At 51.1% G+C, this 26811-nt stretch carries 29 protein-coding genes and 1 pseudogene; 5 read left to right on the forward strand and 25 right to left on the reverse strand.

From position 1 onward, the window contains the following. Window positions 1-97: 97 nt before the first annotated feature. The 8 genes from KTR07_RS16470 to KTR07_RS16505 all read right to left on the reverse strand — a co-directional run bounded on the left by KTR07_RS16470 (window position 98) and on the right by KTR07_RS16505 (window position 6282). The gene (locus KTR07_RS16470) at window positions 98-2602 is read right to left on the reverse strand and encodes a TraG family conjugative transposon ATPase (RefSeq protein ID WP_004322029.1); all 2505 of its coding nucleotides are present in this window, start codon (window positions 2600-2602) and stop codon (window positions 98-100) included. Then, window positions 2599-2934 carry a DUF4133 domain-containing protein gene (locus tag KTR07_RS16475; RefSeq protein ID WP_004322031.1) on the reverse strand — a complete coding sequence of 112 codons (336 nt, stop codon included), beginning with the start codon at window positions 2932-2934 and terminating at the stop codon, window positions 2599-2601. The genes KTR07_RS16470 and KTR07_RS16475 overlap by 4 nt, the downstream gene beginning before the upstream one ends. A 41-nt stretch (window positions 2935-2975) precedes the next feature. Further along, on the reverse strand, window positions 2976-3287 hold the full coding sequence (locus KTR07_RS16480; RefSeq protein WP_004322034.1) for a DUF4134 domain-containing protein: 312 nt from the start codon (window positions 3285-3287) through the stop codon (window positions 2976-2978). Window positions 3288-3462: 175 nt separating this feature from the next. Continuing rightward, the gene (locus tag KTR07_RS16485; protein WP_004322036.1) at window positions 3463-4176 is read right to left on the reverse strand and encodes a hypothetical protein; all 714 of its coding nucleotides are present in this window, start codon (window positions 4174-4176) and stop codon (window positions 3463-3465) included. Window positions 4177-4178: 2 nt separating this feature from the next. Next, window positions 4179-4532, reverse strand: a complete 354-nt coding sequence (locus KTR07_RS16490) for a DUF3408 domain-containing protein (RefSeq protein ID WP_004322038.1) — start codon at window positions 4530-4532, stop codon at window positions 4179-4181. A gap of 29 nt (window positions 4533-4561) precedes the next feature. After that, window positions 4562-4972, reverse strand: coding sequence for a DUF3408 domain-containing protein (locus KTR07_RS16495; RefSeq protein ID WP_004322040.1), 411 nt, complete (start codon window positions 4970-4972; stop codon window positions 4562-4564). A 4-nt stretch (window positions 4973-4976) separates the two neighbouring features. Further along, the gene (locus KTR07_RS16500) at window positions 4977-5738 is read right to left on the reverse strand and encodes a ParA family protein (RefSeq protein ID WP_004322043.1); all 762 of its coding nucleotides are present in this window, start codon (window positions 5736-5738) and stop codon (window positions 4977-4979) included. Window positions 5739-5751: 13 nt separating this feature from the next. Continuing rightward, the gene (locus KTR07_RS16505) at window positions 5752-6282 is read right to left on the reverse strand and encodes a hypothetical protein (RefSeq protein WP_192921436.1); all 531 of its coding nucleotides are present in this window, start codon (window positions 6280-6282) and stop codon (window positions 5752-5754) included. Window positions 6283-6298: 16 nt separating this feature from the next. Here KTR07_RS16505 and KTR07_RS28450 point away from each other — a divergent pair, with 16 nt between their 5' ends. The 5 genes from KTR07_RS28450 (at window position 6299) to mobC (ending at window position 11232) form a co-directional block, all read left to right on the forward strand. Further along, window positions 6299-6442, forward strand: a complete 144-nt coding sequence (locus KTR07_RS28450) for a hypothetical protein (protein ID WP_234136941.1) — start codon at window positions 6299-6301, stop codon at window positions 6440-6442. Window positions 6443-6801: 359 nt separating this feature from the next. Continuing rightward, window positions 6802-7230 carry a hypothetical protein gene (locus KTR07_RS16515; RefSeq protein ID WP_032539464.1) on the forward strand — a complete coding sequence of 143 codons (429 nt, stop codon included), beginning with the start codon at window positions 6802-6804 and terminating at the stop codon, window positions 7228-7230. 147 nt (window positions 7231-7377) lie between these two features. Continuing rightward, window positions 7378-7824, forward strand: a complete 447-nt coding sequence (gene mobA / locus KTR07_RS16520) for a conjugal transfer protein MobA (protein ID WP_004292808.1) — start codon at window positions 7378-7380, stop codon at window positions 7822-7824. Beyond that, complete coding sequence (gene mobB, locus KTR07_RS16525; RefSeq protein ID WP_004292807.1) at window positions 7803-9050, forward strand: conjugal transfer protein MobB; 1248 nt, start codon at window positions 7803-7805, stop codon at window positions 9048-9050. The genes mobA and mobB overlap by 22 nt, the downstream gene beginning before the upstream one ends. Before the next feature lie 172 nt (window positions 9051-9222). Then, a complete protein-coding gene (gene mobC, locus KTR07_RS16530; protein ID WP_004292806.1) occupies window positions 9223-11232 on the forward strand; it encodes a conjugal transfer protein MobC in 2010 nt (669 codons plus the stop codon). A gap of 100 nt (window positions 11233-11332) precedes the next feature. Here mobC and KTR07_RS16535 read toward each other — a convergent pair whose 3' ends face one another. From KTR07_RS16535 to KTR07_RS16615, 17 genes and pseudogenes are all read right to left on the reverse strand, one after another. After that, window positions 11333-12487, reverse strand: coding sequence for a GNAT family N-acetyltransferase (locus tag KTR07_RS16535; RefSeq protein WP_004292804.1), 1155 nt, complete (start codon window positions 12485-12487; stop codon window positions 11333-11335). Window position 12488: 1 nt separating this feature from the next. Further along, on the reverse strand, window positions 12489-13952 hold the full coding sequence (locus tag KTR07_RS16540) for an ATP-binding protein (RefSeq protein ID WP_004292801.1): 1464 nt from the start codon (window positions 13950-13952) through the stop codon (window positions 12489-12491). A 163-nt stretch (window positions 13953-14115) separates the two neighbouring features. After that, the gene (locus KTR07_RS16545; protein ID WP_004292800.1) at window positions 14116-14751 is read right to left on the reverse strand and encodes an RteC domain-containing protein; all 636 of its coding nucleotides are present in this window, start codon (window positions 14749-14751) and stop codon (window positions 14116-14118) included. 73 nt (window positions 14752-14824) lie between these two features. Next, window positions 14825-14992 carry a hypothetical protein gene (locus KTR07_RS16550; RefSeq protein WP_008673580.1) on the reverse strand — a complete coding sequence of 56 codons (168 nt, stop codon included), beginning with the start codon at window positions 14990-14992 and terminating at the stop codon, window positions 14825-14827. Between the two features lie 26 nt (window positions 14993-15018). Then, window positions 15019-16320: a sigma-54 dependent transcriptional regulator gene (locus KTR07_RS16555; protein WP_004292796.1), complete on the reverse strand. Its 1302-nt coding sequence runs from the start codon at window positions 16318-16320 to the stop codon at window positions 15019-15021. Further along, a complete protein-coding gene (locus tag KTR07_RS16560; RefSeq protein WP_004292791.1) occupies window positions 16308-18623 on the reverse strand; it encodes a hybrid sensor histidine kinase/response regulator in 2316 nt (771 codons plus the stop codon). Before KTR07_RS16560 ends, KTR07_RS16555 begins: the two co-directional genes overlap by 13 nt. A 529-nt stretch (window positions 18624-19152) precedes the next feature. After that, window positions 19153-20355 (reverse strand): beta-sandwich domain-containing protein, encoded by a 1203-nt coding sequence (locus tag KTR07_RS16565; RefSeq protein WP_004292790.1) that lies wholly within the window; start codon window positions 20353-20355, stop codon window positions 19153-19155. An 80-nt stretch (window positions 20356-20435) separates the two neighbouring features. After that, a complete protein-coding gene (locus KTR07_RS16570) occupies window positions 20436-21200 on the reverse strand; it encodes a YjbH domain-containing protein (RefSeq protein WP_004322045.1) in 765 nt (254 codons plus the stop codon). Then, on the reverse strand, window positions 21197-22156 hold the full coding sequence (locus tag KTR07_RS16575) for a hypothetical protein (protein WP_004292788.1): 960 nt from the start codon (window positions 22154-22156) through the stop codon (window positions 21197-21199). The genes KTR07_RS16570 and KTR07_RS16575 overlap by 4 nt, the downstream gene beginning before the upstream one ends. 425 nt (window positions 22157-22581) lie before the next feature. Next, window positions 22582-22911 (reverse strand): hypothetical protein, encoded by a 330-nt coding sequence (locus KTR07_RS16580; RefSeq protein WP_185150408.1) that lies wholly within the window; start codon window positions 22909-22911, stop codon window positions 22582-22584. A 188-nt stretch (window positions 22912-23099) separates the two neighbouring features. Next, window positions 23100-23339, reverse strand: coding sequence for an aspartate/glutamate racemase family protein (locus KTR07_RS28770; protein WP_071585656.1), 240 nt, complete (start codon window positions 23337-23339; stop codon window positions 23100-23102). Beyond that, window positions 23336-24202 (reverse strand): methyltransferase domain-containing protein, encoded by an 867-nt coding sequence (locus KTR07_RS16590; RefSeq protein WP_007857419.1) that lies wholly within the window; start codon window positions 24200-24202, stop codon window positions 23336-23338. Before KTR07_RS16590 ends, KTR07_RS28770 begins: the two co-directional genes overlap by 4 nt. 1 nt (window position 24203) lies before the next feature. Beyond that, window positions 24204-24476, reverse strand: coding sequence for an antitoxin (locus KTR07_RS16595; protein ID WP_000301765.1), 273 nt, complete (start codon window positions 24474-24476; stop codon window positions 24204-24206). A 16-nt stretch (window positions 24477-24492) separates the two neighbouring features. After that, on the reverse strand, window positions 24493-24708 hold the full coding sequence (locus tag KTR07_RS16600; RefSeq protein ID WP_002321610.1) for a peptide-binding protein: 216 nt from the start codon (window positions 24706-24708) through the stop codon (window positions 24493-24495). Between the two features lie 149 nt (window positions 24709-24857). Beyond that, window positions 24858-25112: pseudogene (locus KTR07_RS28775) on the reverse strand (topoisomerase DNA-binding C4 zinc finger domain-containing protein); the annotation flags it as partial. A 169-nt stretch (window positions 25113-25281) separates the two neighbouring features. Then, window positions 25282-26019, reverse strand: a complete 738-nt coding sequence (erm(B), locus tag KTR07_RS16610; protein ID WP_004292767.1) for a 23S rRNA (adenine(2058)-N(6))-methyltransferase Erm(B) — start codon at window positions 26017-26019, stop codon at window positions 25282-25284. A 35-nt stretch (window positions 26020-26054) separates the two neighbouring features. Further along, window positions 26055-26811: bifunctional 2-polyprenyl-6-hydroxyphenol methylase/3-demethylubiquinol 3-O-methyltransferase UbiG (locus tag KTR07_RS16615; RefSeq protein ID WP_007487728.1), on the reverse strand; the 757-nt coding region annotated here is incomplete at its 5' end.

A 26811-nucleotide genomic window follows, 5' to 3' on the forward strand; every position in this document is an offset into this window, starting at 1 on the left:
AAAATGTGTCTTGACCTCATACGCCGTTTGATACACCCTTATATGCCGTATAAGGTGGCCTCAAACGCCGTCTGTGGTCGGGTGATGTTTCCATCGGTTACTTTTCTTCGTCCATACGTTTCTCCGCAATCTGCCGTATGGCGGCTTCCATGTCGCTGCCCAGCTTCCCCGCCAGTTCGCGGACTTCCATCTTCTCCGTTTCCTCCGTTGTATAGGCAAGGTATTCGTGTATGGACACCTCCGTGGCGTACACCGCCGACTGTGTGCCGCCTAAGCCTATCCACACCTCCTTGTATCGTCTGGACGAATCGTTGGACTGGTTGATGGAAAGTATCTGCGACTTCTCCTTTTCCGTCAGCCCCAGCAATCCCTGTATCTGGTCGAAGCGGTTCATGAACTTCCGCTGGTCGAGCAGTATCTTGCAGTCCGAGTTGTTGATGATGGACTCCTTGACGATGGGCGAGCTGATGATGTCGTCCACCTCCTGCGTCACCACTATTGCCTCGCCGAAATACTTTCTGACCGTCTTATAAAGATACTTTACATAGGAAGCCATATTCGCCGAAGCAATCGCCTTCCAAGCCTCTTCAATTATTATCATCTTTCTGATACCTTGCAGACGGCGCATCTTGTTGATGAACAACTCCATAATGATGATTGTCGTAACCGGGAACAAGATGGCGTGCTCTTTTATCTGGTCGATTTCAAAGACGATGAACCGCTTGTGTAGCAAGTCCAGTTCCTTGTCCGAATTAAGCAGGTAATTATATTCACCGCCCTTGTAGTACGGCTCCAGCACATTCAGGAAACTGGCAATGTCAAAGTCCTTTTCACGCACTTTCTTATCTTCCAATACCTTGCGATAATCCGTGTCTATAAACTCGTAGAACGTGTTGAAGCATGGGACAATGCTGTTGTCTTCCTTAATACGTCCTATGTACTGCGACACGGCATTGGAAAGTGCAACCTCCTCCGCACGGGTAGCAGGCTCATTGTCCTTCTTCCACAGCGTCAGCAACAAAGTCTTGATACTTTCCCTCTTTTCGATGTCATACACCTTGTCCTCCGTGTAGAACGGATTAAAGGAAATCGGGTTGTCCTCCGTATAGGTATAATAAACCCCGTCCTTTCCCTTGGTCTTGCGGTGTATCATCTCGCACAGCCCTTGGTAGGAGTTGCCCGTATCGACCAGCACCACATGGGAGCCTTGCTCATAGTATTGTCTGACCAGATGGTTCATGAAGAACGATTTGCCGCTGCCCGAAGGACCCAATACGAACTTGTTGCGGTTGGTCGTCACGCCGCGCTTCATCGGCAGGTCGGAGATGTCGATGTGCAGGGGCTTGCCGCTGATGCGGTCCGCCATGCGGATGCCGAAGGCGGACGGAGAGTCCTTGTAGTTGGTCTCGCCCGCGAAGAGGCACACCGCCTGCTCTATGAACGTGTGGAACGACTCTTCCGCCGGGAAGTCCGCCGCGTTGCCGGGGATGCCCGCCCAGAACAGCGTCGGGCAGTCCGTCGTGTTGTGGCGCGGCACACAGCCCATGCTTGCCATCTGGCTGCCCACGTCGTTCTTGATGCGTTTCAGCTCCTCCGCGTCGTCGCTCCACGCCATCACGTTGAAGTGGGCGCGGACGGACTTCAGCCCCTGCGAGTGCGCTTCGTTCAGGTATTCTTCAATCCACTCGCGGTTGATGGCGTTCTGGCGGCTGTACCGGGAGAGCGACTGCATGTTCCTCGCCGTTTTCTCGAAGCGGCGCAGTTCCTCGTCGCTGTTGCCGATGAAGACATACTGGTTGTAGATGTGGTTGCAGGGCAGCAGCAGTCCCAGCGGCGCGGCGAAGGACAGGCGGCAGTCCGAGCGGTCGGTGGACAGCCTTTCGTAACGGCAGTCCGTGGCCACCGCTGCGGGCAGGTCCTCCGTGTCCGACAGGGTGTGCAGGCACAGGCGGTTGTCGCCGACGCGCATTTCCCTTGCCGTCATCTCGATGTCCTCCAGACAGTCCGCGTTGCCCAGCGACAGGGCGAAGTACCTGCCTATGATGCCCGTCTCCTTGTCCGTGCCTGTAAGCTCGTCATCGGAGAGGCGGCGCAATTTGATATGCCCCGAATCGTTCAGGATACGCGCGAACTGCTCCACCGCCTCGATGAACTTCACCGCCGTCTCCTTGTCCTGTATTTCTTTCGGTACGATATGCCCCCGGCACAGCGTATTCCAGTTGCTCTGCTGCCTCATGCGCTCCTTCGTAGTCTTCGTCAGGAACAGGTAGCACTTGTGGTGCAGGAACGGGCGCTCGTTGAAGTGCATCTCGTAGCTGCGGGCGAGGAAGCCCATGCCCTCCTTGCCGAGGTCGGGGCGGTACCGTTCCTTCACGTACCAGTCTTGCTTGTGCAGCACCGAATGGTCGGGCAGTACCTTGATTGCCTTGCACCACGTGGCGTGGATGCCCTCGTATTCCTCCGCCGTGACGGTATAGACCTCCGGAAGCTCCACCTCGAAGGCGGCGGTGATGTCCGCGTCTTTCGAGACGATGCACCCGTGTTCCACCGAAAGCAGGGGGAAGCGGCTTTCCAGCGTGGTGGCTTTCATGATGTTTCTCATACGTTTCTTCCTTTCTTCTTTTTTCGTCTTAACAGATTGGACACCCGTCTGCGGTGGAGCACATGGCGTGGGCGCATCCGTGCCGCGCCCAACTTCATCAGCCCGTGTTCGCCGTACTTCGCGTTCAGCCGGAACGTGAGCCACACGAGCGACGAGGCGGATACCGCGCCGAAGCCGATGCAGAGCCACTGGCCCGCGCCTGCCATGTAGAGGATGATGAAGAGGATGAAGGCGGCGAGCAGCCCGCCCGCGAACAGGAACAGGTACTGCGCCTTCAGGCCCTTGAACTCCACCGGACGGCCGATGCCCTTGTTGATGGGGTACTCAGCCATTGTCCTTATACCTTATTATATATGTATAGGATACCCGTTTGTTAGAGGAAGAACGAGCGCAGGATGGTCGCGCTTACAATCAGGAAGATACACGCGCCGAACCAGCTTGCGGCGGTCTTCGAGGTGTCGGGGTCGCCGGCGCTGAATTTGCCGTACACCTTGATGCCTCCGATAAGCCCGACGACCGCGCCGATGGCGTAGATGAGTTTCGTCGCCGGGTCAAAGTAGGAAGTGACCATGCTGGTGGCTTCGGTGATGCCCGCCATGCCGTTGCCTTGCGCGAAAACTTGGATGTTGGCAGCCAGCAGGAGGGCCGCGAGGATGATTTGCTTTTTCTTCAATGTCTTTGTCATAATCTTTTCTGTTTTGTGCCTCCGGGTTGGATGTTCCCATTGGCGGTTGATACTTGTTTTAATTCTTGCGGCTTTGGATGAAGCCGGCTTTTGGGATTTAGTGGTCTCGGTGGCAAGCCGATGGTTTAGCCGTAGTCGATTTTCTTTTTTCGCATTGCTGTTACGTTTTTACTTGTTATACATAGTCGCGGATGTTGAAGTCCTCGAAGTTGTCCGGAACTGCGGGCGCTTTCTTGGGCATAATCACCGGTGTAGTGTTTGCCTGCGCCGCCGACACGGAGTCCAGATAGTAGTCCATCAGCTCGTCCAGTTTCCTGCGGGTCGCTTCCGAACTCTTTTCTATCATCGCGAACAGTTCGTTGCCCTTCATGTCGCAGAACACCATTCCGGCGTGACGGCGTTCCTCTTTCGTGGCTTTCGGTTTCTTCACCGTCCGCATGGCAAGGTCGATGTCCTCGAAGGTCATGCCTCCCGCTTCATGAGGCTCGCCGTCATCATCTCCGTCTTCGTCATATTCCGCCCCGATGTCGGAAACACGCTTGTCGGCAAACACCTCGTCCAGTTCCTCGTCGGGCACTTGGCGCGACGGCCTGGCTCCCGAAAGCCGGCTATTGGGGGAGGCAGTTTCATCGTCAAAGGCCACGTCCTTCTCGTCCACCTCCTCGCCGGGGGCTTGCACGGTGGCATTGGACATCGGTGCAGCAGCCTGCGGTTTTCGTTCAGGCATCCGGAACAGGCTTTTCCCCATGATGTCGCCGGACCTTTCCGGTGCGCCCACATCCTTTTCCTTGTCCTCCTTGGGTACGTTTTCTTCCCGGCGTTCCCAAGTCAGGTAGATGACCATCCATAGGTTGAAGGCCATCATCAGCACGATGAGCAGCTCGGCCATCGTCAGAGCGGTTGCGAGGTTTCACGGCGTAACAGGGCATTGATGTCGTCCCCATAGGTTTGCAAGTGCTCTTCCAGCACATTCTCGATGTACCCGCCAATGGTGCTGCCGTTCCCGCCCAGTGTCCGCACAATGCGGGACAGCTTCCCGTGCATCTCACGGCTGAGGTAAATGCACTGGCGGTGCGCTCCTTGTCTGGGCGTCAGATAGCGGAGGAACACCGCCGCTTTTTCTAATTGGGTGTCGTCCACAATGTGGATGACTACGTCCGCCTTTTCCAGATTGTTCACTTGGGGAGTGTCCGCCTTCGGGTTGCCATTCCCCTTCTTTTTCATTCTCGAATTGAAAAATCCCATCTTGTTTTCGTTTTTTAGGGTGAATAAAATCAATAAATGTCCTCGTAATTTTTCTTGTAAAGTCGGCGGATCACTTCCTCGTATTCGCGGAAGTGCTGCTCCAGCACACGGTCCACATAGACCGACAACGTAAGCCCGTTCTTCCCGATGACCTGCACGATACGCTGTATCCGCTCGTGGTAGCTTTTGCGGATGTAGGCGGTCTTGCCCGAACACACGGGGATTCTCGGTGCATGGAGGAAGCGTTCCAGGTATTCCTCTTCCTTTTCCGTGGCATCCTTGCCCACCTTTGCTTTCGGTTTTTCCGCCAGCCTGGCCTCCTTTGCGGAAGTGTTGCCATCTGTTCCGAGGCTCCCCGGGGAGGCGGGCGCGGGCATTTCCGGACGGAACGAATCCAGGAACTTGCCGGGGTCAATATCGACATCGAGTTTCTTGGCCATCGGTTCAACGCTTTACGATGCCGAGTATTTCTTCCGCGAGGGCATCGATGCCGCTCCCTTTCGCCAATGCCTTGTCCGGCGGCAGCAGCGTGGAGCGGAAAAACGGGCGGTCGCCTTCCTCAGAGCCTTCCTTGCGGAAACGCTTGCTGTCGGGCAGACTGGTGTCCAGCACTTCAAGCCCCATCCCGGCTATCACCTTGTCATAGATGTCGTACAGGTCGGTCTTCTCGCGCTTGTCCACCATGTTCCACAAGAGGCGGATGCCCTTGATGTTCGACTTGCCGGTAGTGATCAGCGTGTCGTTGATGACGCCCGCGTACTTCAGCGAGCTTTCCATGATGAAACGGTCTGCGGCTATCGGGCAGAAGATGTAGTCCATCGTCGCTACTGTCCGGATCAGGTCGAGGTTGTTCACCGTACCCGTCAGGTCGAAGAAGATGAAGTCGGGCGGTGTCGCCGACTCGACAAATGGCCTGACCGTTTCAATCGCGTTGCCGGGACGGCTCCCCACAATCGGGTAGGCGCGTTTGCCGATGCGCTTGAACTGCTCGTATGCCAGCTTGCGCAGGTACGGGTTGCGCTCGATACTTTTCAAGTCGCGTTCGCGCATGTCCTTGATGCTGAACTGGGGATAGTCGCAGTCCACGACCGCCACGTCATATCCCTTCACGTAATACAGGTAACTCGCCATCAGTACGGTGAGTGTCGTTTTGCCTGCTCCTCCCTTCTGGGTGGAGAAGGCGATGAACAAAGGTTCTTTTTTCATGCTTTCTTCTTTTTTATTTGTTAGACATCCGTTTCTTGGTCCGGTCGGCAGCCATCCGCCCGGTAAGCGAGCAGGCAGTCCGGCATCCCTCCCGGTATGCCTGTTCCCATCCATGCCTGTGTGCCGGCAGGCAAGCATAAGGGCAGGCATACCGACCATTCCGCCTGCAAAGGAAAATGACTTTCGCCAAGGTTGTGTCTCTTTGCTGTTGCGTGGCAGCATTTGGCGTTGTCGTGGCAGCTTGTGGCGTTCTTTGGCCACCCTTTCCACCGCTTTTCCTGGCGTTTGGCCCATTGAAACGGCATCCGCCCTTTGCCTTTCCACCAAGCCTTTGCCTGTATGCCTGTGTGCCGGCAGGCACAAGGGCTGGCGGACTGGCAGGCAGGTTGGCAAGGATGTCAGCCCGGAAGCAGGCAGGCGTGCCGACCGTTTCGCCTGCAAAGGAAAGGGGCTTTCTCAAAGGTTGTATCCTTTTGCCGTTGCGTGGCAGCATTTGGCGTTGTCGTGGCAGCTTGTGGCGTTCTTTACCCGGCCTTATCGCCACTCATCTTGCGTTTGGCTTGTGGCCGTTATTTGGCATTTTCACCATTCCGATGCCTGTATGCCAGCGTGCCGGCAGGCAGGCACAAGGGCAAGCAGACTGGCAGGCAGGTGAACTGGCAGGCGGGCAAGAATGCCTGCCACCTGGCAAGGAAGAATGCTAGCTTGTAGGTTCGCAGGCATATTGGCCACAAATAGGTAGAACTTTTTCTATTGTGGCCAATGTGGACTCATGAACATCTTAATTCATTCCTACCAATCGCTTTCCAATAGTTTTCTTGCTTGGCTGATTTTCGCTCTTTGGCATTTCAGCACTCCAATGCCTGTATGCCGGCAGGCAGGCACAAGGGCAAGCAGACTGGCAGGCAGGTGAGCAGGCTGGCGGGCAAGAATGCTTGCGGATTCGCAAACATATTGACTACAAACATGAAGAACTCTTTTTCACTTGTGCTAAATGTAGTCTCGTGGACATCTTAGCACATTCCTCCATCGCTTTCCAACAGTTTCTTTGTTTGGCTGGTTTATGCTCTTTGGCATTTCCCCGCTCCAATGCCTGTATGCCAGCGTGCCGGCAGGCAGGCACAAGGGCAAGCAGACTGACAGGCAGGCAGGTGAACTGGCAGGCGGGCAAGAATGCCTTCCGGTTCGCAAATCTGAAAACGGACAGGCAGGCAACTATGTTTTTTTCACTTGCGTGGCAGCATTTGGCGCTGTCGTGGCAGCTTGTGGCGTTTTTGAGCCGTATTTCAGACTTGGAAAACACCCTACCTTTGCACCCAAGCGGCAGGGCAAAGCCGAAAGCGCGCACCGCAGACCCCGGCTCCGTCCTTCTTTTGGGCAGCAGAAAGGTATCGGGCGACCGATGCCTTATAAATGGGTAATGGCAGGTCTATCCCCAATCCGTTTACCACGGATTTTTGTGTCCTCAAAGACACAGCAAGGTGTCCTTTGAGTAACTCAAAGGGTTTCGGGTTACTCCCGAAACGACCTTGCCCCTCACGGGGAGGGCTTCCTCTCCGAAGTCGGGAAGCCTGTTTCCACCTGCGGTGCGGTTGCCGAAGCTACGCTTATGCCGTGACACCACTAAATCCATTGTAATATGAACGAGAACAAGAAAAAGAACGGGACTGACAGTCCCAAGTGGGGGCGGCATCCACGGGAAAGCCGCAAGTCGCACTGCGTGATGGTGCGTTTCGACGACGGGGAATGGCTCAGGTTCCTCGCTATGCACGGCAAGTCCGGCGTGGAGGCGAGGGCGGTGTTCCTGAAGGCGCACTTCTTCGGACAGCCGTTCCGGGTACTGGTCACGGACAAGACGCTGCTCGACTACTGCACGAAGCTGTCCGCTTTCCATGCGCAGTACCGCATGGTGGGGAACAACTATAACCAGACGGTCAAGGAGCTGCGCTGCCATTTCTCGGAGAAAAAGGCGATGGCATTGCTCTACAAGCTGGAGCAATGCACGAAGGAACTGGCCGCAATCACGCGGCAGGTCGTTGAACTTTCAAGGGAGTTTCAGGAAAGATGGTCGCAAAAATCACGGTAGGCACGTCGCTGTACGGGGCGTTGGCTTACAACGGCATGAAAGTGAACGAGGGCGAGGGGAAGCTGCTCGCCGGGAACAAGGTCTTCGACGATGGCAGCGGACGGGTGGACATCGCCCGTGCCGAACAGGATTTCAAACGGTACATGCCGGAGAACGTCCGCACACGGAACAAGGTCATCCATATCTCCCTTAATCCGCATCCCGACGACCGCCTGACGGACATGGAGATGGAAAGTCTCGCGCGGGAGTATCTGGAGAAGCTGGGCTACGGCGACCAGCCTTATCTAATTTTCAAACATGAGGACATCAACCGCCACCACCTGCATATCGTCTCCGTCAATGTGGACGAGAATGGCAGGCGGTTGAACAAGGATTTCATCCATCGCCGCAGCAAGCGCATCACCACGGAGCTGGAACGCAAGTACGGTCTGCACCCCGCCGACCGCAGGCAGCACCGTAACGACAATTCCTTGCGCAAGGTGGATGCCTCGCAGGGAGACGTGAAGCGTCAGGTGTCGAACACCGTCAAGGCGGTGATGGCTACCTACAAGTTCCGGACAATGGGCGAATACCGCGCCTTGCTCTCCCTCTACAACGTCACTGTGGAGGAAGCCCGTGGCATGGTGAACGGACGCGAGTATCACGGACTGGTCTATTCCGCCACCGATGATGGCGGGAACAAGGTCGGCAATCCCTTCAAGGCATCCTGCATCGGGAAGTCCGTCGGCTATGAAGCCGTGCTGCGCAGGTTTGAGTATCCCAATGCCCAAATCCGCGACAAGCGTCTGGCGGACATGACGCGCAAGACCGTCGCTGCCGTATTGGACAGGACGTACCGCAAGGATGAATTTGTCGCCCTGCTCAAAGCGAAGGGCGTGGATGTGGTGTTCCGCCACACGGACGGGGGGCGCATCTACGGGGCGACCTTCATCGACCACCGCACGGGCTGTGTGCTGAACGGCTCCCGGCTGGGCAGGGAATTTTCCGCCAACGCCTTGCAGGAGCACTTCACTTTGCCGTATGCGGACACGCCGCCGATGCCGTTCACCCTTACACGGGACGAACCGCAGGCGGAAGCCCATACCTATGTGGAACACGGCGAGAGCCATTCCACGGGCTTGGGCTTGCTTGGCGGCGACGCATCGGGCGCACAGGCGGAAGAAGCCGCCTTCGAGCGCGAACTCAAACGCAAGCGGAAGAAACGCCGGAAGGGTTTGGGATTATAAATTATCCGTCCGCAGGGCATCCAAGCAAAGGTCAGACCTTTGGCTATCTAAGGTCAGACCTTTGGTAGCCTCACCTCGGACTTGAGATAGGCTCAGGTCGGACTTGAGGTATGCTTATGTCCGGGGAAAGCCTTGCGGACATATTGTTCAACTTAAAAACAGAAACAGATTTATGTCACAACAGGAAGACGATTTGAGGGCGTTGGCGAAAATCATGGACTTTCTCCGCGCCGTGAGCATTATTCTGGTGGTCGTCCACCTCTATTGGTACGGGTATGAAGCCGTAAGGCTGTGGGGCATCGACATCGGTGTCGTGGACCGGGTGCTGGTCAATTTCGACCGCACCGCCGGACTGTTCCACCATATCCTTTACACAAAACTTTTTGCGCTGTTGCTATTGGCTCTCTCTTGCTTGGGTACAAAGGGCGTGAAGGAGGAAAAAATCACGTGGGGCAGGATTTGGACGGTGCTTGCCGCAGGGCTGGCCCTGTTCTTCCTGAACTGGTGGATGCTCTCCCTGCCGCTGCCCGTGGAAGCCAACGTAGCCTTCTATGCCGCTTCGATGGCGGCGGGCTATGTCTGCCTCCTGATGTCCGGCACGTGGATGAGCCGCCTCTTGCGCACCAACCTCATGGATGACGTGTTCAACGTGGAAAACGAGAGCTTCATGCAGGAGACGCGCCTCATGGAGAACGAGTATTCGGTGAACCTGCCTACGCGCTTCTATTACAGGAAGAAGTGGAACGACGGGTACATCAACGTGGTAAACCCGTTCCGCGCTTCCATCGTATTGGGCACTCCGGGCAGCGGAAAGTCGTATGCCGTGGTAAACAGCTTTATCAAGCAGATGATTGAAAAATCTTACTCGATGTACATCTATGACTTCAAGTTCAGCGACCTTTCCACCATCGCTTACAACCACCTGATGAACCACGGCGACGGCTACAAGGTCAAGCCGAAGTTCTACGTCATTAACTTCGACGACCCGCGCCGGAGCCACCGCTGCAATCCCATTCACCCGGATTTCATGGAGGACATCACCGATGCCTACGAAAGTGCCTATACCATTTTATTAAATTTGAACAAAACTTGGGTGCAAAAGCAAGGCGACTTCTTCGTGGAGAGTCCGATTATACTTTTTGCCAGTATTATCTGGTTTTTACGGATTTATCAGGATGGAAAGTATTGCACCTTCCCACACGCCATTGAGTTGCTGAACAGACGTTATGAGGATGTTTTCCCTATTCTCACCAGCTATCCGGAGTTGGAAAACTATCTTTCGCCCTTTATGGACGCTTGGCAGGGAGGTGCAGCCGAGCAGTTGATGGGGCAAATCGCATCAGCGAAGATACCGCTCTCGCGCATGATTTCCCCACAGCTTTATTGGGTCATGTCAGACAGTGAGTTTACGTTGGATATTAACAACCCGGATGAGCCTAAGATTCTCTGCGTCGGCAATAATCCCGACCGTCAGAACATCTACGGCGCGGCGTTGGGTCTGTACAATTCCCGAATTGTCAAGCTCATTAACAAGAAGGGCAAGCTGAAGTCGGCGGTAATCATCGACGAGCTGCCTACGATTTACTTCAAGGGATTGGATAATCTTATCGCCACTGCCCGAAGCAACAAGGTGGCGGTCTGCCTCGGCTTTCAGGACTTTTCGCAGTTGAAACGCGATTATGGGGACAAAGAAGCGGCGGTCGTGATGAACACGGTGGGAAACATCTTTTCGGGTCAAGTCGTTGGTGAGACCGCCAAAACGCTTTCCGAGCGTTTCGGCAAAATCTTGCAGAAGCGGCAGAGCGTCACCATCAACCGGGAGGACAAGTCCACCTCCATCAACACGCAGATGGAGAGCCTGATACCCGCGAGCAAGATTTCCACGCTGACGCAGGGCATGTTCGTGGGCGCGGTGGCCGACAACTTCAACGAGCGCATCGAGCAGAAAATCTTTCATTGCGAGATTGTGGTGGACGTGGAGAAGGTGAAGCGCGAGGAACAGGCTTACAAGCCCATCCCCGTCATCACGGACTTCACCGATGCCGACGGCAACGACCGCATGAAGGAAATGATACAGGAGAACTACAACCGCATCAAGGCGGAAGTGCGGCAGATTGTCGCCGACGAGTTGCAGCGCATCCAGTCCGACCCGGAACTGCAACACCTCTTGCAGGGCAAGTAAAAACGCCATAGGCGAAAAAAGGAAAATCCTTAACTTGGCTGGATGTTCAGACCGGGTTAAGGATTGTCCTTTTCTCGTTGATTGACAATTGAAATGAAAATTACTGCATTGGTTTCTCCGTTTTATACAGCAGATGGGGCATTTCTTTTCCATTGTATATAATGGTATGGCTGCCGCAAGGTTTCATGGCAATGGCTTCCGCCACACGGATGGAGGACGTGTTTTCGGGACGGATGCTGCAATAGACCTCTTGCAAGCCCAGTTTCTCGAAAGCGTACCGCAGGCATCTTCGGGCGGCTTCCGTGGCATAGCCGTTGTGCCAATACGCATTGTCCAGGATGTAGCCGAGTTCCACCGCTTCATTCCCGTTTATCACGCTTTTCATCAGCCCGGCCTGTCCGATAAGTTTGCCCCCGTCTTTCAACACAAGGGCGAAATACCCGTAGCCGTCCTTGCGGTAACGGGAGAACTGGCGGTTCACCCATTGGCGCACCTCCTTCTTGTCAAAGCCGTGTTCCCATGCGTACATGACTTCCGACTTGCCCATGAGGGCGAGCAACGCGCCCGTGTCCTTGCGGGTGATTTTGCGGATGACGAGCCGTTCCGTTTCCATGATCGTGAGCGACTCGGCGTAGGTCTTTATCTCCAAGCCGTCGTCTTTCCACTCCTTGACCATCTTCCGGACGGTATCATCCACCAGCCTGCGGTAGGCGTCATCGGGAACGGCTTTCAAGTAAAACGTGTCATTGGTTTCCTTCAACACCCAATCGGCTATGTCCTGCAAGTCCTTCCCTTCGGGGATATAGTCCTTGTGTATCATGTACTCGTTGATGTTGTCCTCCAGTAGTTCCTCCATGGCGGTACGGGTGTCTTCCTCCAATTCCGAAAACGGGGTTTCCGCTACCTGAAAAATGTCGTTGTTCCATTCATCCGCTTCTTCATCGTCCTCTTCCGGCACAAAAACGCCCCGTTTCATGTCCAGCATCTCCTGCGCGAATTTTCCCGACTCCCTGTCCTTGTACTTCTTGGCATATTTTTCCAGCAGTTCCCAGTCCTGCCGCCTCATGGGGAAGCGGAACGCGGCGCGTTCCACCTCGTTGCAGCGCATCATGTCCGCCTGTTCGTCCTTTGGAAGCGACTGGCATTCCTTGCAGATGTGCAGCGCGTGTCCTCTGCCCGAGAAGCTCTCGTTGGACTTGTGGCAGCCGCATACCTTGCAGTAGTGTCCGCCGTGTTTCCTTTTCTTCTTCACCATGTTACTCACCCCTTTCCAGCAAAGCCTTTCCTTGTTCGGTGAGCCTGTATTTCTGCTTGGGATGTTTCGGCTGGTCAGGATAGAGCGGTTCCACCAATCCGGCTTCCATAGACGGGTTAAGGTAATTGCCCAAGAAATTCTCCCTGTCCTTCAGTTCCATCATTCCCATCATTTCTTTCAGCGAGCAAGTGTGTTCCCCTATCAGTTCAATGAGCCGGACGATGCTTGTCGGGTACTTGTCGGGTGCTTGTCGGGTACTTGTCGGATGCTTGTCGGATGCTTGTCCAGCCGTTTCCATCTCATAGCGGAATACCACCCATACGGAACTCCCGTCCGTGTGGAATTCCGGGTCGGGTATGCCGGCACGGCGGCACTCGTCTATCATCAGGCTGATGCCGCGACCCCAGCTTTCCAGCAACTCGCTTTTGTAAAGCACGTTGGCTATGATGAGGTTGGGCGGCTCTGAACTGTGTCCGCCAAGCAGTTTTTCAAGGGTCATGTCGGGAGGGAACGCGCCGCTGCTCTCTATTTCCACGCGGTCGTCATAAATGGCGATGCCCACCGAACCGCCCGGACGGTGGTAGGCTCTGTGACAAAAGGCGTTGATGCAACATTCCCTCAATGCCTTGTAAGGTATGCTCAGCTTTTCTTCACGGTACAGCCCCTCTATTTTACCCGACAAGGACAGGTGCTTGAAAAAAAACGACATGGCAGCGTCCAATAGCGCGTAGATGTTCCCTTGCTGTCTTTGGTTGTCTATGAATTCCTCTTTGCTTGTGCCTCTGAACCTTGCCATTCGCAACAGGCATTGGGGATAGTCGTACAGATTGCGCCCGAACAGTACGGCGGCGGCATTGTTCAGCTTCCCGTCATGCAACAGGTCGAATTTTTCAAGGATGGCGGGTATTTCTTCGCGAATGGTGGTTTCCGGCAGGCGTCCGCAGTTGATTCCGGCGCGTACCGCACCGATGATGACATTCTCGTCGAGGTCGCTGATTTGCAGGTCGGGGTTGGGGATTGCCTCCCAACTGTATTTGCCGCCCCTTTGCATCAGCAGGTGGTTGTACTTGTCCTGCGGCATGACAGACGTCACGCTTTCTATCCGCTGGTAAGCCCTGCCTTTATATGTGAACGGACGCATATAGCGTTGTTCCTCAGCATATAAGGCAATGACCTGTTTGTCCGTGTCGGGAATGTTTGCGTATGAGACCGTTATCGTGGCAAACGGCTCGAATAGGCGGATGGCTTCCGCAATTTCCCGTTTCGTCTTGTCGCTCACTTCCTGACCGGTGATTTTCCCGTTGTCAGCCACGCCGAACAGTACCGTACCGCCCTCGCCGTTGAGGAAGGCGCACAGTGTCTCCATGCCGCGCTCCAACTGCCCGGTGATCAGCTTGTATTCTGTCCGTCCCCCTTCATCGCCGGAGGCCAGTTTGCGTATGTCGTCTATATTGGTTATATTCATGCGTAATCGTTTGGAGGGCAAAAATAATCATTTGACCGACAGATACGAAATTTTGGAGCATTTTCTTGCAAATTGTCATTGCTAGAACAGGAAAAAGAAACCGGGAGCAAGGGGCTTCTACCCATACACCTTGTTCCCGGTCATGAATCAGACAGAAAAACTTTCATCTCTTGCGTGCCCGTTCCCGCTCATCGTCTTTCACGATTCGCTCGTTCAGCTTTTCGGAAGCCCGGTCGAAGAAATAGGTACGGCTGTCATTTTTCCGACGACGGATATCCACATAGGCGTTGTAGCACTGACTGGGCTTCAACTCCATGCCGAAGAATCGGGAGAAATGGACCATCAGTTCCTGGATACCGGTTTCTCCGCCGTTGATACATTTCAGGGTGTCGAGCCCGTACAATAATTCCACTAGGTCGGATATGCTGCCTGTCCAACATATCGGAGGGGCATCAGAAGGAGGGGCGCCGGTTTTCTCGCCGGTAAACATGTGGGAGGGCGGCAACGGATGGTATTCCCGGGCAAGGAACCGTAGCATCTTGCGCACAAAGGCAAGGGCCTTGTGTACATGCAGATTCAGTTCGCTCTCATGGCTCCTGCCTTGCAGGGCCTCATGGTATTGCAGCTCCGTTTCCGCATAGCTCAGGGCGTGTACCGGATGTCCGCTTTCGGGCGGGATGAGACAGAGTTGGATGACCCTTTGTGTAAACTCATCGTAGGCCGTGCGTAACCCGGTGCGGCTGTCGGGATTGCTTATCAGACGGAAAAACTCGGTTTCCGTCAAGGTGAGATGTTCCATTTGTTCCTAATTTTTTGTTTTTACTCGGATGAAATGTGCGCACATACATCCATAGGAGCAAATGATAGTCCAATTACAATGTTATGGTGATGAACTTGTATGCAATTTCTTGCAAATCAAGCTCTTGGCAGACGAAAATTTGTTTTAAGGAAGAATAGGCAGCCTCCTTCCCGTGTCCGACTTCCGGACAGGTGTCCGTTTTTCGTACACAGTACCGCCCTTTCTTTCCGCTTTTTTCCATTCCGTTTCGTCCTTTCCCCTGCCATGTCACCTCTTCGTCTGAATCCCATACAGGTCCATTTTCTCGTACAGCGTGCTCCGGCTTATGCCCAGCAGTCTGGCGGCCTCTTTCCGATTATGCCCGGCCTTTTCCAAAGCCTGGCATATCCGCTTCTTTTCCATGCATTCCCCTTTCAAGGCAATGTCAGGATCGGAAGGCTTTCCGGACTCATCCAAGTTCAATTCTTCCGCCGTCACCAATTCCCCTTGGGCAAAAAGCACGGCGGATTGGACCGCCTGTTTCAGTTCCCGTACGTTTCCCGGCCAGTCATGGGCCAGCAACCGTTTCTTCGCCTCCGCATCGAAACCTTTTACCTGTCTGCCATGCTCTTGGTTGTAAAGTTCCCGGAAGAATTCAGCAAGCGGCAGGATGTCTTCCGGGCATTCCCTGAGCGGGGGTACTTTCACGGTGTACTCACTCAATCGGAAATACAGGTCCCGGCGGAAACGCCTTTCCGATATGGCTTCTTCCAGATTCTCGTTCGTTGCGGTGATGATGCGCACGTTGGCTTTCCTGTCTTTTGTGCCGCCGACAGGACGGTAACGCCTGTCCTGTATGGCGCAGAGCAGCATCTGCTGTACGCCGAGGGGAAGGTTGCCTATCTCATCCAGGAACAACGTTCCTCCCTCGGCTTCCGACCAATAGCCTTCCTTGCGCCCGACCGCCCCGGTAAAAGCCCCTTTTTCATGCCCAAACAAGGCGGAAGCGGCCAGACTTTCGGATAACAGCCCGCAGTCCACTGTCACGAACGGTTTGTCCGCACGGTCGCTTTGGGCATGTATCTTTTCAGCGATATGTTTCTTTCCTGTACCGTTCTCACCCCGAACCATCACGCAGATGTCGGCTTTGGCTAGGACGTGGAGACGTCCGAATACTTTCTGGTAGGCTTCGCTCTCCCTTATGAACAGGGGTTCCTCATGGAATGACTGCCTTTTCTGCAAGTCTTGGAGCATGGCGGGAAGCTGGCTGGTCAGCAGTTTCTTGGGGATATAGTCTTCCGCTCCGGATTTCATGGAACGCACGGCGGTAGGCACTTCCGCATAATCCGTCATGATGACGTAGGGATTGTGCTTCCCCTCGCGGCGCAGTTCTTCAAGCAACAGGATGCCGTCACCGTCAGGCAACCGGAGGTCGGCAAGCACGATGTCGTCATCTTCCAGCATTGAAAACAGTTTCCGGGCACCGGTGCAATCGGAGGTACTGACTGTCCGGTATCCGTTTTCTTCCAAAAAATTGCAGACATACCTGCTGTACACAAGGTTGTCTTCCACTACGATTATCTTTCCCATTTCTTCATCTCCTTTCTGGCGGCTTCTATGATGGTTTCTCCTTGTTCCAACACGGCACGGGCTGCATAGGCGACTTCTTCGTCCGAGTACGGTTCCTTGTGGATGGCTTCGTGCAACTTCTGCAAGGGGCGTTCCGTCCGTATCACCATCCATGAGCTCCTCAAATGGTGTACCCAGCTGTTCAAGGCTGTCAAGTCTTTCCTTTCGGATGCCTTCCGGACTTCCTCTATCTCTTTCTCCGTTTCGGCAATCAGCTGCTCCAATGTTTTCCGCTTGTCGCCGAAAGCCAACAGGGCGGAGAAGTCCGGCTGCCGGTTCCCTCTTTCACGGATGCAGTGCCGTGTCGCCTCCATCAGTTCGTCTATGGAAAACGGCTTGGGAAGCAATCCGGAAAATCCGGCTTCTTTCAGTTCCTCCTCCGATACATAGCCGGCCGCAGTAGCTGCCACGATGGGAAGTTCACGGGAATTGCCGATGTCGGACATGCGCAGCAGTTCCAGAATCTCGTAGCCGTTCGCTTCCGGCATTCTCAAGTCTGTTATCAACAGGTCATAATCCTTGCTCCGTATCCTGTCGGTCAGCTCGGCCAACGTAAGGCAGTTGTCGCATGAAACGCCACATTGAAGGTACATCTCGCGCATCAGGCGGAGCGTCACCGGGTCGTTGTCTATGGCCAGCACGGAACATCCGGCCAGTGAAGGACGGACATCCATTGACTTCTCTTCTTCCGGTACTTCTTCGGCTTTCGGCAGCGGCAGGACAACGGTGAAGCGGCTTCCTATGCCAGGTTTGCTCTGTACGGAAGCAGAACCCTGCATCAGCTGTACGAGATTGGTCACAATGGCAAGGCCCAGCCCGAAGCCGTCCTGAGTCACAGCATTGCCCAGACGTTCGAAGGGGGCGAAAATCTGTTCCTGCTTTTCTTCCGGGATGCCCGTCCCGGTATCCTGCACGTACAGGATGAAGTTGCCGTCCTTATAGTCCGTGCAGAGTGTAATGCGACCGCTGCGGGTAAACTTGACCGCATTGGAGAGCAGGTTGCTTCCGATGCGCAATATGCGCTCCTTATCGCCTCCCAGCACTTCTGTCGTCTGGTTGTCAGTCACGAATTCGATTCCTTTGGCTTCAGCCAAAGGGGCGAACTCCGTTTCCAACACAGTTGCTATTGACTCGGAGCGGAATGGACGGATATGCAGCTTTTCTTTATGGATCTCCAGCCTGAAAAATTCCAGCAGCTCGGTGGTCATGGAAGCCATGCGGCTGGCAGATTCACGCACGGTTAATATGTGGCGTACCCGGTCTTCCAGGGCTTCATCCCGGAGCAGGAGTTCTGCATTGCCGCTTATCGCCGTCAGGGCCGTGCGCATTTCATGGCTGACAGTCTGCATCAGGTTGTGACGGAATTGCAGCAATTGCCGGTTCTTCTCATTGCTCGCCTGCAATTCGCCGATAAGTTCTTCGCGTTTCTTTTTTTCGCCATGATTGCGGCGGATTTCCCGGTGGATGGCGATGTGGAACAGGATTAAAAGGAGGATGGCGGTGGACAAGGTAGAGGTGAGCAGGAGCGTGGAACGGCTTTGCGCTTCCATTATCTTATGCTCACGCTGAAAGAAGGCTTCCTGCACTTGCCTGTCCAGATTCTTGATGAGGTGGTTCAGCCGGGCGTTCAATGCCAGATTGCGGGCGTACAGGCTGTCGGCACTGGTTTCCATATCCTCCGTCCCTTCCTGCTGCATGGCAATCAGGCTGTCACTGAATGCGTGCAGTTCTCCGGCGGAAGGCAAAACCCGGACGGTTTTCTTGGCGCCCAACGCTCCCAGTATATTGTCCCTTCTTTTCCTCACGGTGCGTATGCGGGTGGCACGTTCCGCCACTTTGGGCAGATGGTGGACAAGCAGACTGTCAGCAGCATCCTGTATCCCGATGGCTTCCACGACACGGAACAAGTGCATTTCCTTGTCGGCAAGCAGGTGCCGGAGCGTGTCTATCTGTTCGGGACGTACATGCTGCCTGCACCGGGGCTTCAAGGCCAGCAGCAGGCTGTCTGTGGACAGCCGTTTCTGGCGATAGTTTGCCGTATCTGCATTTTCTTGGCTGATCAGGCTCTCGCCCAGCAGGGAAAGCTCGGTGATGTGAAGGTGTGCGGCATGGATGTCATTCCGTACCGATTGCAGGTCATGCACTTCGAAATCTATCTCCCGCATCCGGCTACGCTCACGAAAGAGGATAACCACCATTCCGACTATGGCGGCCAGCAACAGGAAGTTCCCGGCATATATCTTTTGTGTCAAGGATACTTTCATTGCTAGTCATATTATCCGTAGTGCATTCTCTCATCAGAATGTGCTACCTCGTTTATGGGCAAAAATAGAAATTATCAACCACAATCCATGCGACCGGTTCAGAGTTTATGAATAATTATTTTTTTAGAACGATTCAAAACAAATTGAGCCGCACCATGACGGGTGTTTGATTGTAAAATAGTCATTGGGATTATGCAAGCGTAACGCAGGCATCCGAACGAACGGATATTACAACATCCGGCAAGAGTGCAGACAATGCAAAATGCACAGAGAGTCTGATAGACAATGCAACTACTTGCATACAGGTACAACAAAACAATGGCGACTACAACATTTGGGTTCATAGTTGCAGTCGCCATTTCACATGCAAAGGTTGTACCTGTGGTTCCCGAAAACTTACGATTTCTTTCCTGCTTCGGATACAGCTACAAAAATAGCCGTCCTGATTCCGGGCGGCTATTATAACTACTTGCAGGTAATTGCAGACAGTGCTTTTTAATATATCTGTCTACAAGGTGAGAAACAACAATCAATTGTCACTCGTCCCTCCATTATGGTTTCTGTTGTAAGAGGTTGTCACGACTGCCACATCACCGTATTGTCTTCCACTGACGGAACGGTTCAATGCGGAGACGGTCAAAGTGGTCACTTGTTGAGTACCTGCCACGTGCAAGGCCGTACCGACGGGCAAGGTCACATTGATGGGGTAAGTTCCCGTAGCCGTAGTGACACCTGCGCCGGCAATGCGGGCCAGAATCTCAATCAGGTAAGCGGTTATCCGACTGGTCCCGGACGAAGTGATTTCCGTTCCGATGTGATAAGTGAACGAGGCCGAACCAACGGTCATGTCACCCGATCCATACAGGTTGTCCCACAGGTCTTGTTCAAAGGCCAACGGCGTGCTTGTGGAGGAAGAAGTCACATCCGCTCCAAAGAGCAACGTATAGGAAGTGAACTGGTCGGCAAACACGATTACTTGTCCGCCTTCTACAGTATATTCTGCATCCACCCATTGCCCGTTCACGTATTTCTGTGCCGTGATGGATTGCGCCACTTCCGCATCCACATCGTAAGCCAATTCGATGGGACTTGAAAGCGTGGCGTTCGCATCGGTGCAAGCCACGCTTGTACCAATCAGCATGACGCTTTCGGCAGCACGGGAAGTGGCACGGGTATTGGCTTCGGCTTCATCCAGCGTGTAAAGCGGGGTAACCACGATGGAACTTCCCGCAGGCAATTCCGCCGTCTCGGGTACGGTGACAGCCACTGTGACCGCGCCCTCGTCATTGCCTTCGATGGTCTCTGAAGTCACGTTGGCCTCCGTATCGCCGTTGGCGGCTACTTCAATGGTCGTGCCTTCATTGGGCAATGACACGTTCCATACGACATTGGCTCCGCTTCCGCTTTCTGCAACGGTGACGGTTGTTTCCTTGGACTGTTTCCCCGGAGCGGAAGCCGTCAGGGTATAACTTCCGGCATCCACATCGTCAAAAGTGAACGTGCCATCTGCGCCGGTCTGTGTCGATTCGCCGTTCATGCTCACGGTAGCCGAAAGGCCGTTGCCGTCCATGCCGGTGACACGCCCGCTGATACTGTGCGATACGGACACCGTGGGCGGCGTCACGTTGCTGTAATCCGGATCATCGTCACTGCACCCTACGAAACTGGTGCACAAAGCCACACTAAGGAATGCGAACATTCCCCATCTTGATAGATTTCTAAGATTTTCCATTTCTAAAAATAATTAAACGATTAAATTAGGTTATTTTGAAATTCTGTATTCTAGTAGTTATATCCGTATTGTTTGTGTCTTCAATCAGGGTGGGTCTTGCCCAACAGGTTTAACTTGAAACACAGGCCACCTGTGAAATGTTTCCCATTCTGCAAGGTTGCCTGCAAAAAGAGGTGTTTCCACAACAAACAGTCTGCGCCGATGTTGATATCGTCACCGGTATATTCTATCGTTGCCCGAAGGTTTCTGGCAAAGGACGGGCGATAGGTGATACCGGCGGCTATGCCCCGCCATTTGGCATTGAAATCCGATGTAAAATAGCGGTAGGTCAAATGAAAACCAAATTCATTCCGCCTGTACATGACGTGTTTGCTGGCGGCTATATAATAATTCTGGAAGTAGTCGTTGACCGGATATTTGCCTTCGGCATAGGACTCGTTCACCTTGCTGCCGGGATCCTGGGTGCCTATGGCAATTGCAGGCCACCATTTGCCTTCTTTCAGCGGACGCACTTTCAGGTGAAAGTACCGGTCTTTCTTATTATGTCCGACATGGCCATCGTTGTCAATCCCCTTCAGTATGGTACAGACATACGCTATTTCTATCCAAGGGAAGGGGGTGATGGCCAGAAAATGGTTGGTCGTGTTGAATTTCTCTCCTTCATACTGGTAGGTGTCAGGAAGAAATTCCTGATTCAGGAAGAAGAAACCGATACGGGCTTCTCCCTCTGTCGCCATTTCCGCCGTGGGCACGTGGATCATGCCGGTAACGCCCGAATACTCTTGCGCCCTCAATATCGGAATGCAGCCCATCACGACAAGGAGGCCAATCAATAATCTTCTCATTTCCGCCCTCCTTCCTTTTCCGAGAAGTCCGGCTTCATGGTGTTGCTGCCCCATTGCAGGGCATTGCGGTCAAACCAGCCCTCGCGTTCGTTCTCCTCCGGGTCGGTCGTGTACATTTTGTTGGCATAGGCGTCACCTTCCATACTGTATGTCAGGCGGAAATTAGAAGCCGGACGGAAATTGACAGTGCGCCGTTTCCGCTTGTAAGGCGGTATCATCATCACCACCTTAAAACCGGCATTCTTGCCGCCCTCGTTGCTATACTCGCCGTACAATCCGACCGTACAGTGGTTGAAATGCCGCATGGCTTCAACTATGGCTCCATAATCTTCATAGAGGAAACGTCCGCCCCTTGCGCGGAACTGCGTATTCCATTTGTTCAGATAGACATCGGTGCCCAGCAAGGCGGTAATCCGTTTGGGGGTACTTGCTTCCCAGTCCACTGCCATTGAACAATAGCCGGTTAATCCAGCCTGCACTTCCAATGCCAACCAGCGGTTTACGACATACATCCCTTTCAAGTCCAATCCATACCGCTCCCTGCCGAACAAGCCGCCGCTTGCTTTCAGGAACCACCGGGATCGCCAATGCGCCTCTTTAGATAACACCGCCATGTTCAACCGTACTTTCTTGTATCGGTCGCCATAGTCGTTATACACCGGCACTAATGCCTGTGCTGCCGCCTGCCACCCCTTGCCCATGTTCCATTTCACACCGGGAGTCAGATTCAGCAAAATCTCATATATTTTCCCATTGTGAAACAAATCCCGGTAGTTGAAATCCGCCCCTACAAATATATCTACCTGACCAGCGGGTATGGACGGCTGTGCAATTATGGATGAATACCCATAAAAGACCAGCATGAATAGCAAAATGAACAGTTTCTTGCTTATTCTCTCGTAAGCTTTCATTTTTTCATATACGCTCGTAATTGTTTTATTGTTAATTGATGTCATAGTTCATATCCCGGTCATCTTTCATCTGATACCTTTTACCACATTTTCTACGAAACGCAAGTTTCTCTTCATCCTTTTAACCCAATGTGAGCCATCCTGATTTTACTCTAAGATGGCTCACATTGAAACGACACTCGCACAAAGTGCCTTTCAGTCTTTCACCAGAAAAGAGGTGAAAGGTTTATTTTTCCCAATCATTTATTCACACTTTCATTAGTCCAAATATAATCCTTCATGATAAAACTTTGTTTTAGCTTCCACCTTAGGTCAGTTTACAAGGAACTACACGCAGACCGTGAAACGGGCTGCTGACAACAAACGGCGGTATGCTCCCGGAGAGGGCAGCATACCGCCTGTTTTGTTGTCTAGGGTTTCCAAAGGGGTGCCCCCTTTGGCACACGACTTTGCTTGCAAAGTGTAGTGTGTTATACCTGCTGGCGTGGCTGACAGAGGAAACGGGGTGCGGTGCTTCTTGCACCCCGTTTGCTCCGGCAGGAAAACAGGCTGAATTTTTGCGAATGGGAATGAGCAAAAAATCGGCCTGTTTTCAGAGAACGGCGGCAGGTATATGAAAGCCCCCGTCCCTCGTCCTTCGCTCCGACTTGTGGACAAAGTGTCCCGAAGTGTGGCCACACTCCCGGAAAAGTAGCAGGACAGCAGGCAACCGTCAAGGCTGAAATGAACGGGTTTGCACCCGGCCTTGACCGCCGCCCGCCGTTCCGCTGAATGGGTGAACAAGGCGGCCAATCCCTCAAAGTGCTTGGCCGCTCTCTTTTTGATTTTGGAGCATTTCTTTTCCCAAAATTGAAATGGGCGGGGAAGCCATTTTAGGGCTTTCCCGCCTTGATTACCCTTTAGCAAAGACGGGCGGGGCTGTCAACGGCGGCGCATGAAATGCGCCGTTCATCTTGACCGTTGACTGGCTCGGCTGGCTTTGCTATTTTTATCGAATTGCATATTGGTAAATTGCATTGATATGTACTTGGGTTGTATTCACGATTGGCACATTAACATCTTCGGGCTTTATGGCAAGTGGCAGCTCCGTACAGGCGAGAATGAGTGCATCTACATTTTCTTTTTCAATGTATTTATTTGCCAGTGCAATCATTTTCTCTTTATCACTAGGAATTACTATGCCATTCTCTAAATTGGGGTATATCAGTTTTCCTAATAGAGATATTATTTTTTCGCTATCGCCTTTACAAGTAACATCATCGGGCGGCGAAGTTCATCTTCCATACCCGGAATATCCATCATCTCTTTAGGCGGTTCTGCTTCCTCTACAACTTTAAGCTCAAACCCATTGTTCAGCAATCCCATTATAATCTGTGTAAGTGTGTGATGTTGTTTTACTACATCACATCCTAAAAAATGTGTATTTCGTTCTCCTGTTATAAAGTAATTATCAATCGCCCAATATTGCGGTTTCCCATCATCTGTATAAATCCAATCCTGCCCAACTCCTGCGGTAAAAACAGGGTGTTCGATATTAAAAAGAAAAATTCCACCTGGTTTTAATGTCCTATACACTTTTTGAAATATTTCCACTATGTCCTCTATATAGTGCAGAGCTAAATTAGATATAACACAATCCCATTCATTTTCTGGATAGTCATATTCCTCTAATCCGCTAATACGATATTCAATTTGATTTCCTGAATTGCGCTTTTGGGCTTCCTCAATCATTTTCTTACTTAAATCGATCCCTAATATTTTTGTAGCTCCTTGTTCTTCTGCGAACTTGCAGTGCCAGCCATATCCGCACCCCAAGTCAAGAACAGATTTTCCTTCTAACGAAGGAAACAAAGGTTTTAATTGATGCCATTCACCAGCAGCTTTTAACCCCTCTTTATCAATGACAATAACATTCCCTTGTGTTTCTTCAAGAATTGCTGATCGCAAACTCGTTTTCCCTGACCCTGGTTGCCCACCAAGTAAAAAAGCGGTTGGCGATTCAACCGCTTTTTTTCCTTGAACCAATTCTTCTAAATTATCATTTAAGCGATTTTCAAATTGTTTGTCAGTAAAATTGACTATATTTGCCATATTAAGCCACTTTCTCTTTATTCAAAACTTGTTTTGAATAGCGATTCATTGACCGCCAATACTCATGAACGGCTTGTAATTCTTCTAAAGAATAATCAAAAAGATTTACACGTTTTGCAAGCTTTAATTGGTTTAATAAATTGACTTCCAATAATTGAGAGTCATTTTTATTTAATTCATGATTCAAAACATAGTTTAATACTCGATTATAAACGCTTGCCGATAATTCGTTAATGATCTCTATTTCAAATGTTTTTTCATAAGTAACTGCCATTTCATTTTCACTCCTTTTAAAGTTTGTCAGGTAAATATTTCCGAATATATTCTTCTAAGGCTTTATCCATAACTTCTTTTACGTTTCCGCCATTCTTTGCTGTTTCGATTTTTATAATATGGTGCAAGTCAGCACGAACACGAACCGTCTTATCCCCCATAATATCTTTTTTTGCACTGATTGGTGTATCATTTCGTTTTGCTTTTTGTGCGCCTAAATTTCCCACAACCACTCACTTCTTTCTATTTCTTCTTACTCTTATTTTATCATCAACAATCACAAATCACAAGTGATTTGTGATTAATCACTTGTGATTTGTGATTCTATTCTTTTTCGTTTTCTAATTGAATGATTCGCTCAAGCATTTCAAAAAATACGTTCTCATACATAGATAAAATCAATATATCCCTTTTCTCCGATTTTTACAACGGCATTGTAGGACTTTCTATCTTTCGTTTTGATTCCTTTTACCAGGGTTTCTTTTCCCTCTAGTAATTCTTTTACATTTGTTTTGGTGAGTTTTTTCTTTCTAAAATGTTCAGCTAAAGTGAAGGTACATTCAGGATAATTTGAACAACCATAAAACGATTTTTTTAATACAATATTGTTGCCACACTTAGGACATTTTCCTACAAGGGGTCCCGAGCGCTTAGTGGGAATTTGTACCCCTTATCGATACAAATTCCCCGTAGGCGCTAGGGACCTCTTTAGCTCCTTGGAAGCTGTCAGTAGTATACCTAATAATTTATCTACATTCCCTTTAGTAACGTGTAACTTTCCAAATTTACAAAAGCGACTCATAGAATTATTTCCTCCCGTTAAATAATAGATAACTATTAAAAATAGACAATACTTGCTCATAAGTAACGGTACTTAAATTGTTTACTTTGGCGTGTTTCATTGCTTGATGAAACTGATTTTTAGTAAACAGTTGACGATATTCTCGATTGACCCATTTTGAAACAAAGTACGTATATAGCTTCCAATATTTATCTGGAACATCTGTGGTATGGCGGGTAAGTTTTATTAAGACACTGTTTACTTTTGGTTTAGGATGAAAGCATTCCGCTGGCAGCTTAAGCAATTGCTGAATCGAGACTTGAGTGTGCAAGAGCAACCCTAGTGTTCGGTGAATATCCAAGGTACCCTTGTAGAATCCTTCTGCAACAATCAGATAGATGTCAGACGCATGGCTTTCAAAAACCACTTTTTTAATAATTTGTGTGCTTAAATGGTAAGGAATACTCCCAACAATTTTATACCTCTGTTTGTTAGGGAATTGAAACTGTAGAATATCTTGGTGAATTAAAGTGACACGAGTATTCAGTTTTAATTTTTCTGACGATAAGTTGAATAGATGACTGTCTAATTCAATAGACGTTACCTGTTTACTTATTTTAGCCAGTTTCGTCGTTAAATGCCCTTTACCTGTTCCAATTTCGTAAACGGTATCGGTTTCTTTTAAATTCAATTGTTTTATTATTTGGTTGAGTACTTTTTCACTCGTTAAAAAGTTTTGAGAATATTTTATATTTTTGTTCATGTAATCACTCCTTCTTAATTACAAATTTTTAGCATCTAATTTAACTTCAATAGACTAATAACAATGTTTGGTCTTGCTTCACTTTGTGCTTGTCGGAAGCCTAAATAGTAACTGCGTTTTGCTTCGTGTCCGTCTGGCAACCGCTCAAATTGTTCATCAAGTTCTGATACACCTTCTTCGTTATAGCGTGGATCAAATTCTTCTAAAAAGTCTGCTTCCTCTACAACTTTAAGCTCAAACCCATTGTTCAGCAATCCCATTATAATCTGTGTAAGTGTGTGATGTTGTTTTACTACATCACATCCTAAAAAATGTGTATTTCGTTCTCCTGTTATAAAGTAATTATCAATCGCCCAATATTGCGGTTTCCCATCATCTGTATAAATCCAATCCTGCCCAACTCCTGCGGTAAAAACAGGGTGTTCGATATTAAAAAGAAAAATTCCACCTGGTTTTAATGTCCTATACACTTTTTGAAATATTTCCACTATGTCCTCTATATAGTGCAGAGCTAAATTAGATATAACACAATCCCATTCATTTTCTGGATAGTCATATTCCTCTAATCCGCTAATACGATATTCAATTTGATTTCCTGAATTGCGCTTTTGGGCTTCCTCAATCATTTTCTTACTTAAATCGATCCCTAATATTTTTGTAGCTCCTTGTTCTTCTGCGAACTTGCAGTGCCAGCCATATCCGCACCCCAAGTCAAGAACAGATTTTCCTTCTAACGAAGGAAACAAAGGTTTTAATTGATGCCATTCACCAGCAGCTTTTAACCCCTCTTTA

Origin of the sequence: Bacteroides sp. MSK.20.82, from assembly GCF_019052485.1 — a bacterium.
GTDB classification, from domain to species: Bacteria; Bacteroidota; Bacteroidia; order Bacteroidales; family Bacteroidaceae; genus Bacteroides; species Bacteroides thetaiotaomicron.

Excerpts from the sequence above, each read along its gene's own strand:
- KTR07_RS16565 (WP_004292790.1), bottom strand. The coding sequence starts at position 20,355 with ATGGAAAATCTTAGAAATCTATCAAGATGGGGAATGTTCGCATTCCTT.
- KTR07_RS16545 (WP_004292800.1), bottom strand. The coding sequence starts at position 14,751 with ATGGAACATCTCACCTTGACGGAAACCGAGTTTTTCCGTCTGATAAGC.
- KTR07_RS16575 (WP_004292788.1), bottom strand. The coding sequence starts at position 22,156 with ATGACATCAATTAACAATAAAACAATTACGAGCGTATATGAAAAAATG.
- KTR07_RS16500 (WP_004322043.1), bottom strand. The coding sequence starts at position 5,738 with ATGAAAAAAGAACCTTTGTTCATCGCCTTCTCCACCCAGAAGGGAGGA.
- KTR07_RS16475 (WP_004322031.1), bottom strand. The coding sequence starts at position 2,934 with ATGGCTGAGTACCCCATCAACAAGGGCATCGGCCGTCCGGTGGAGTTC.
- KTR07_RS16540 (WP_004292801.1), bottom strand. The coding sequence starts at position 13,952 with ATGAATATAACCAATATAGACGACATACGCAAACTGGCCTCCGGCGAT.
- KTR07_RS16550 (WP_008673580.1), bottom strand. The coding sequence starts at position 14,992 with ATGGAAAAAAGCGGAAAGAAAGGGCGGTACTGTGTACGAAAAACGGAC.
- mobB (WP_004292807.1), top strand. The coding sequence starts at position 7,803 with ATGGTCGCAAAAATCACGGTAGGCACGTCGCTGTACGGGGCGTTGGCT.
- KTR07_RS16535 (WP_004292804.1), bottom strand. The coding sequence starts at position 12,487 with ATGGTGAAGAAGAAAAGGAAACACGGCGGACACTACTGCAAGGTATGC.
- KTR07_RS16485 (WP_004322036.1), bottom strand. The coding sequence starts at position 4,176 with ATGGCCGAGCTGCTCATCGTGCTGATGATGGCCTTCAACCTATGGATG.
- KTR07_RS16495 (WP_004322040.1), bottom strand. The coding sequence starts at position 4,972 with ATGGCCAAGAAACTCGATGTCGATATTGACCCCGGCAAGTTCCTGGAT.
- KTR07_RS16480 (WP_004322034.1), bottom strand. The coding sequence starts at position 3,287 with ATGACAAAGACATTGAAGAAAAAGCAAATCATCCTCGCGGCCCTCCTG.
- KTR07_RS16570 (WP_004322045.1), bottom strand. The coding sequence starts at position 21,200 with ATGAGAAGATTATTGATTGGCCTCCTTGTCGTGATGGGCTGCATTCCG.
- KTR07_RS16590 (WP_007857419.1), bottom strand. The coding sequence starts at position 24,202 with ATGGCAAATATAGTCAATTTTACTGACAAACAATTTGAAAATCGCTTA.
- KTR07_RS16490 (WP_004322038.1), bottom strand. The coding sequence starts at position 4,532 with ATGGGATTTTTCAATTCGAGAATGAAAAAGAAGGGGAATGGCAACCCG.
- KTR07_RS16470 (WP_004322029.1), bottom strand. The coding sequence starts at position 2,602 with ATGAGAAACATCATGAAAGCCACCACGCTGGAAAGCCGCTTCCCCCTG.
- KTR07_RS16515 (WP_032539464.1), top strand. The coding sequence starts at position 6,802 with ATGCTCTTTGGCATTTCCCCGCTCCAATGCCTGTATGCCAGCGTGCCG.
- KTR07_RS16560 (WP_004292791.1), bottom strand. The coding sequence starts at position 18,623 with ATGAAAGTATCCTTGACACAAAAGATATATGCCGGGAACTTCCTGTTG.
- KTR07_RS16555 (WP_004292796.1), bottom strand. The coding sequence starts at position 16,320 with ATGGGAAAGATAATCGTAGTGGAAGACAACCTTGTGTACAGCAGGTAT.
- KTR07_RS16595 (WP_000301765.1), bottom strand. The coding sequence starts at position 24,476 with ATGGCAGTTACTTATGAAAAAACATTTGAAATAGAGATCATTAACGAA.
- mobC (WP_004292806.1), top strand. The coding sequence starts at position 9,223 with ATGTCACAACAGGAAGACGATTTGAGGGCGTTGGCGAAAATCATGGAC.
- mobA (WP_004292808.1), top strand. The coding sequence starts at position 7,378 with ATGAACGAGAACAAGAAAAAGAACGGGACTGACAGTCCCAAGTGGGGG.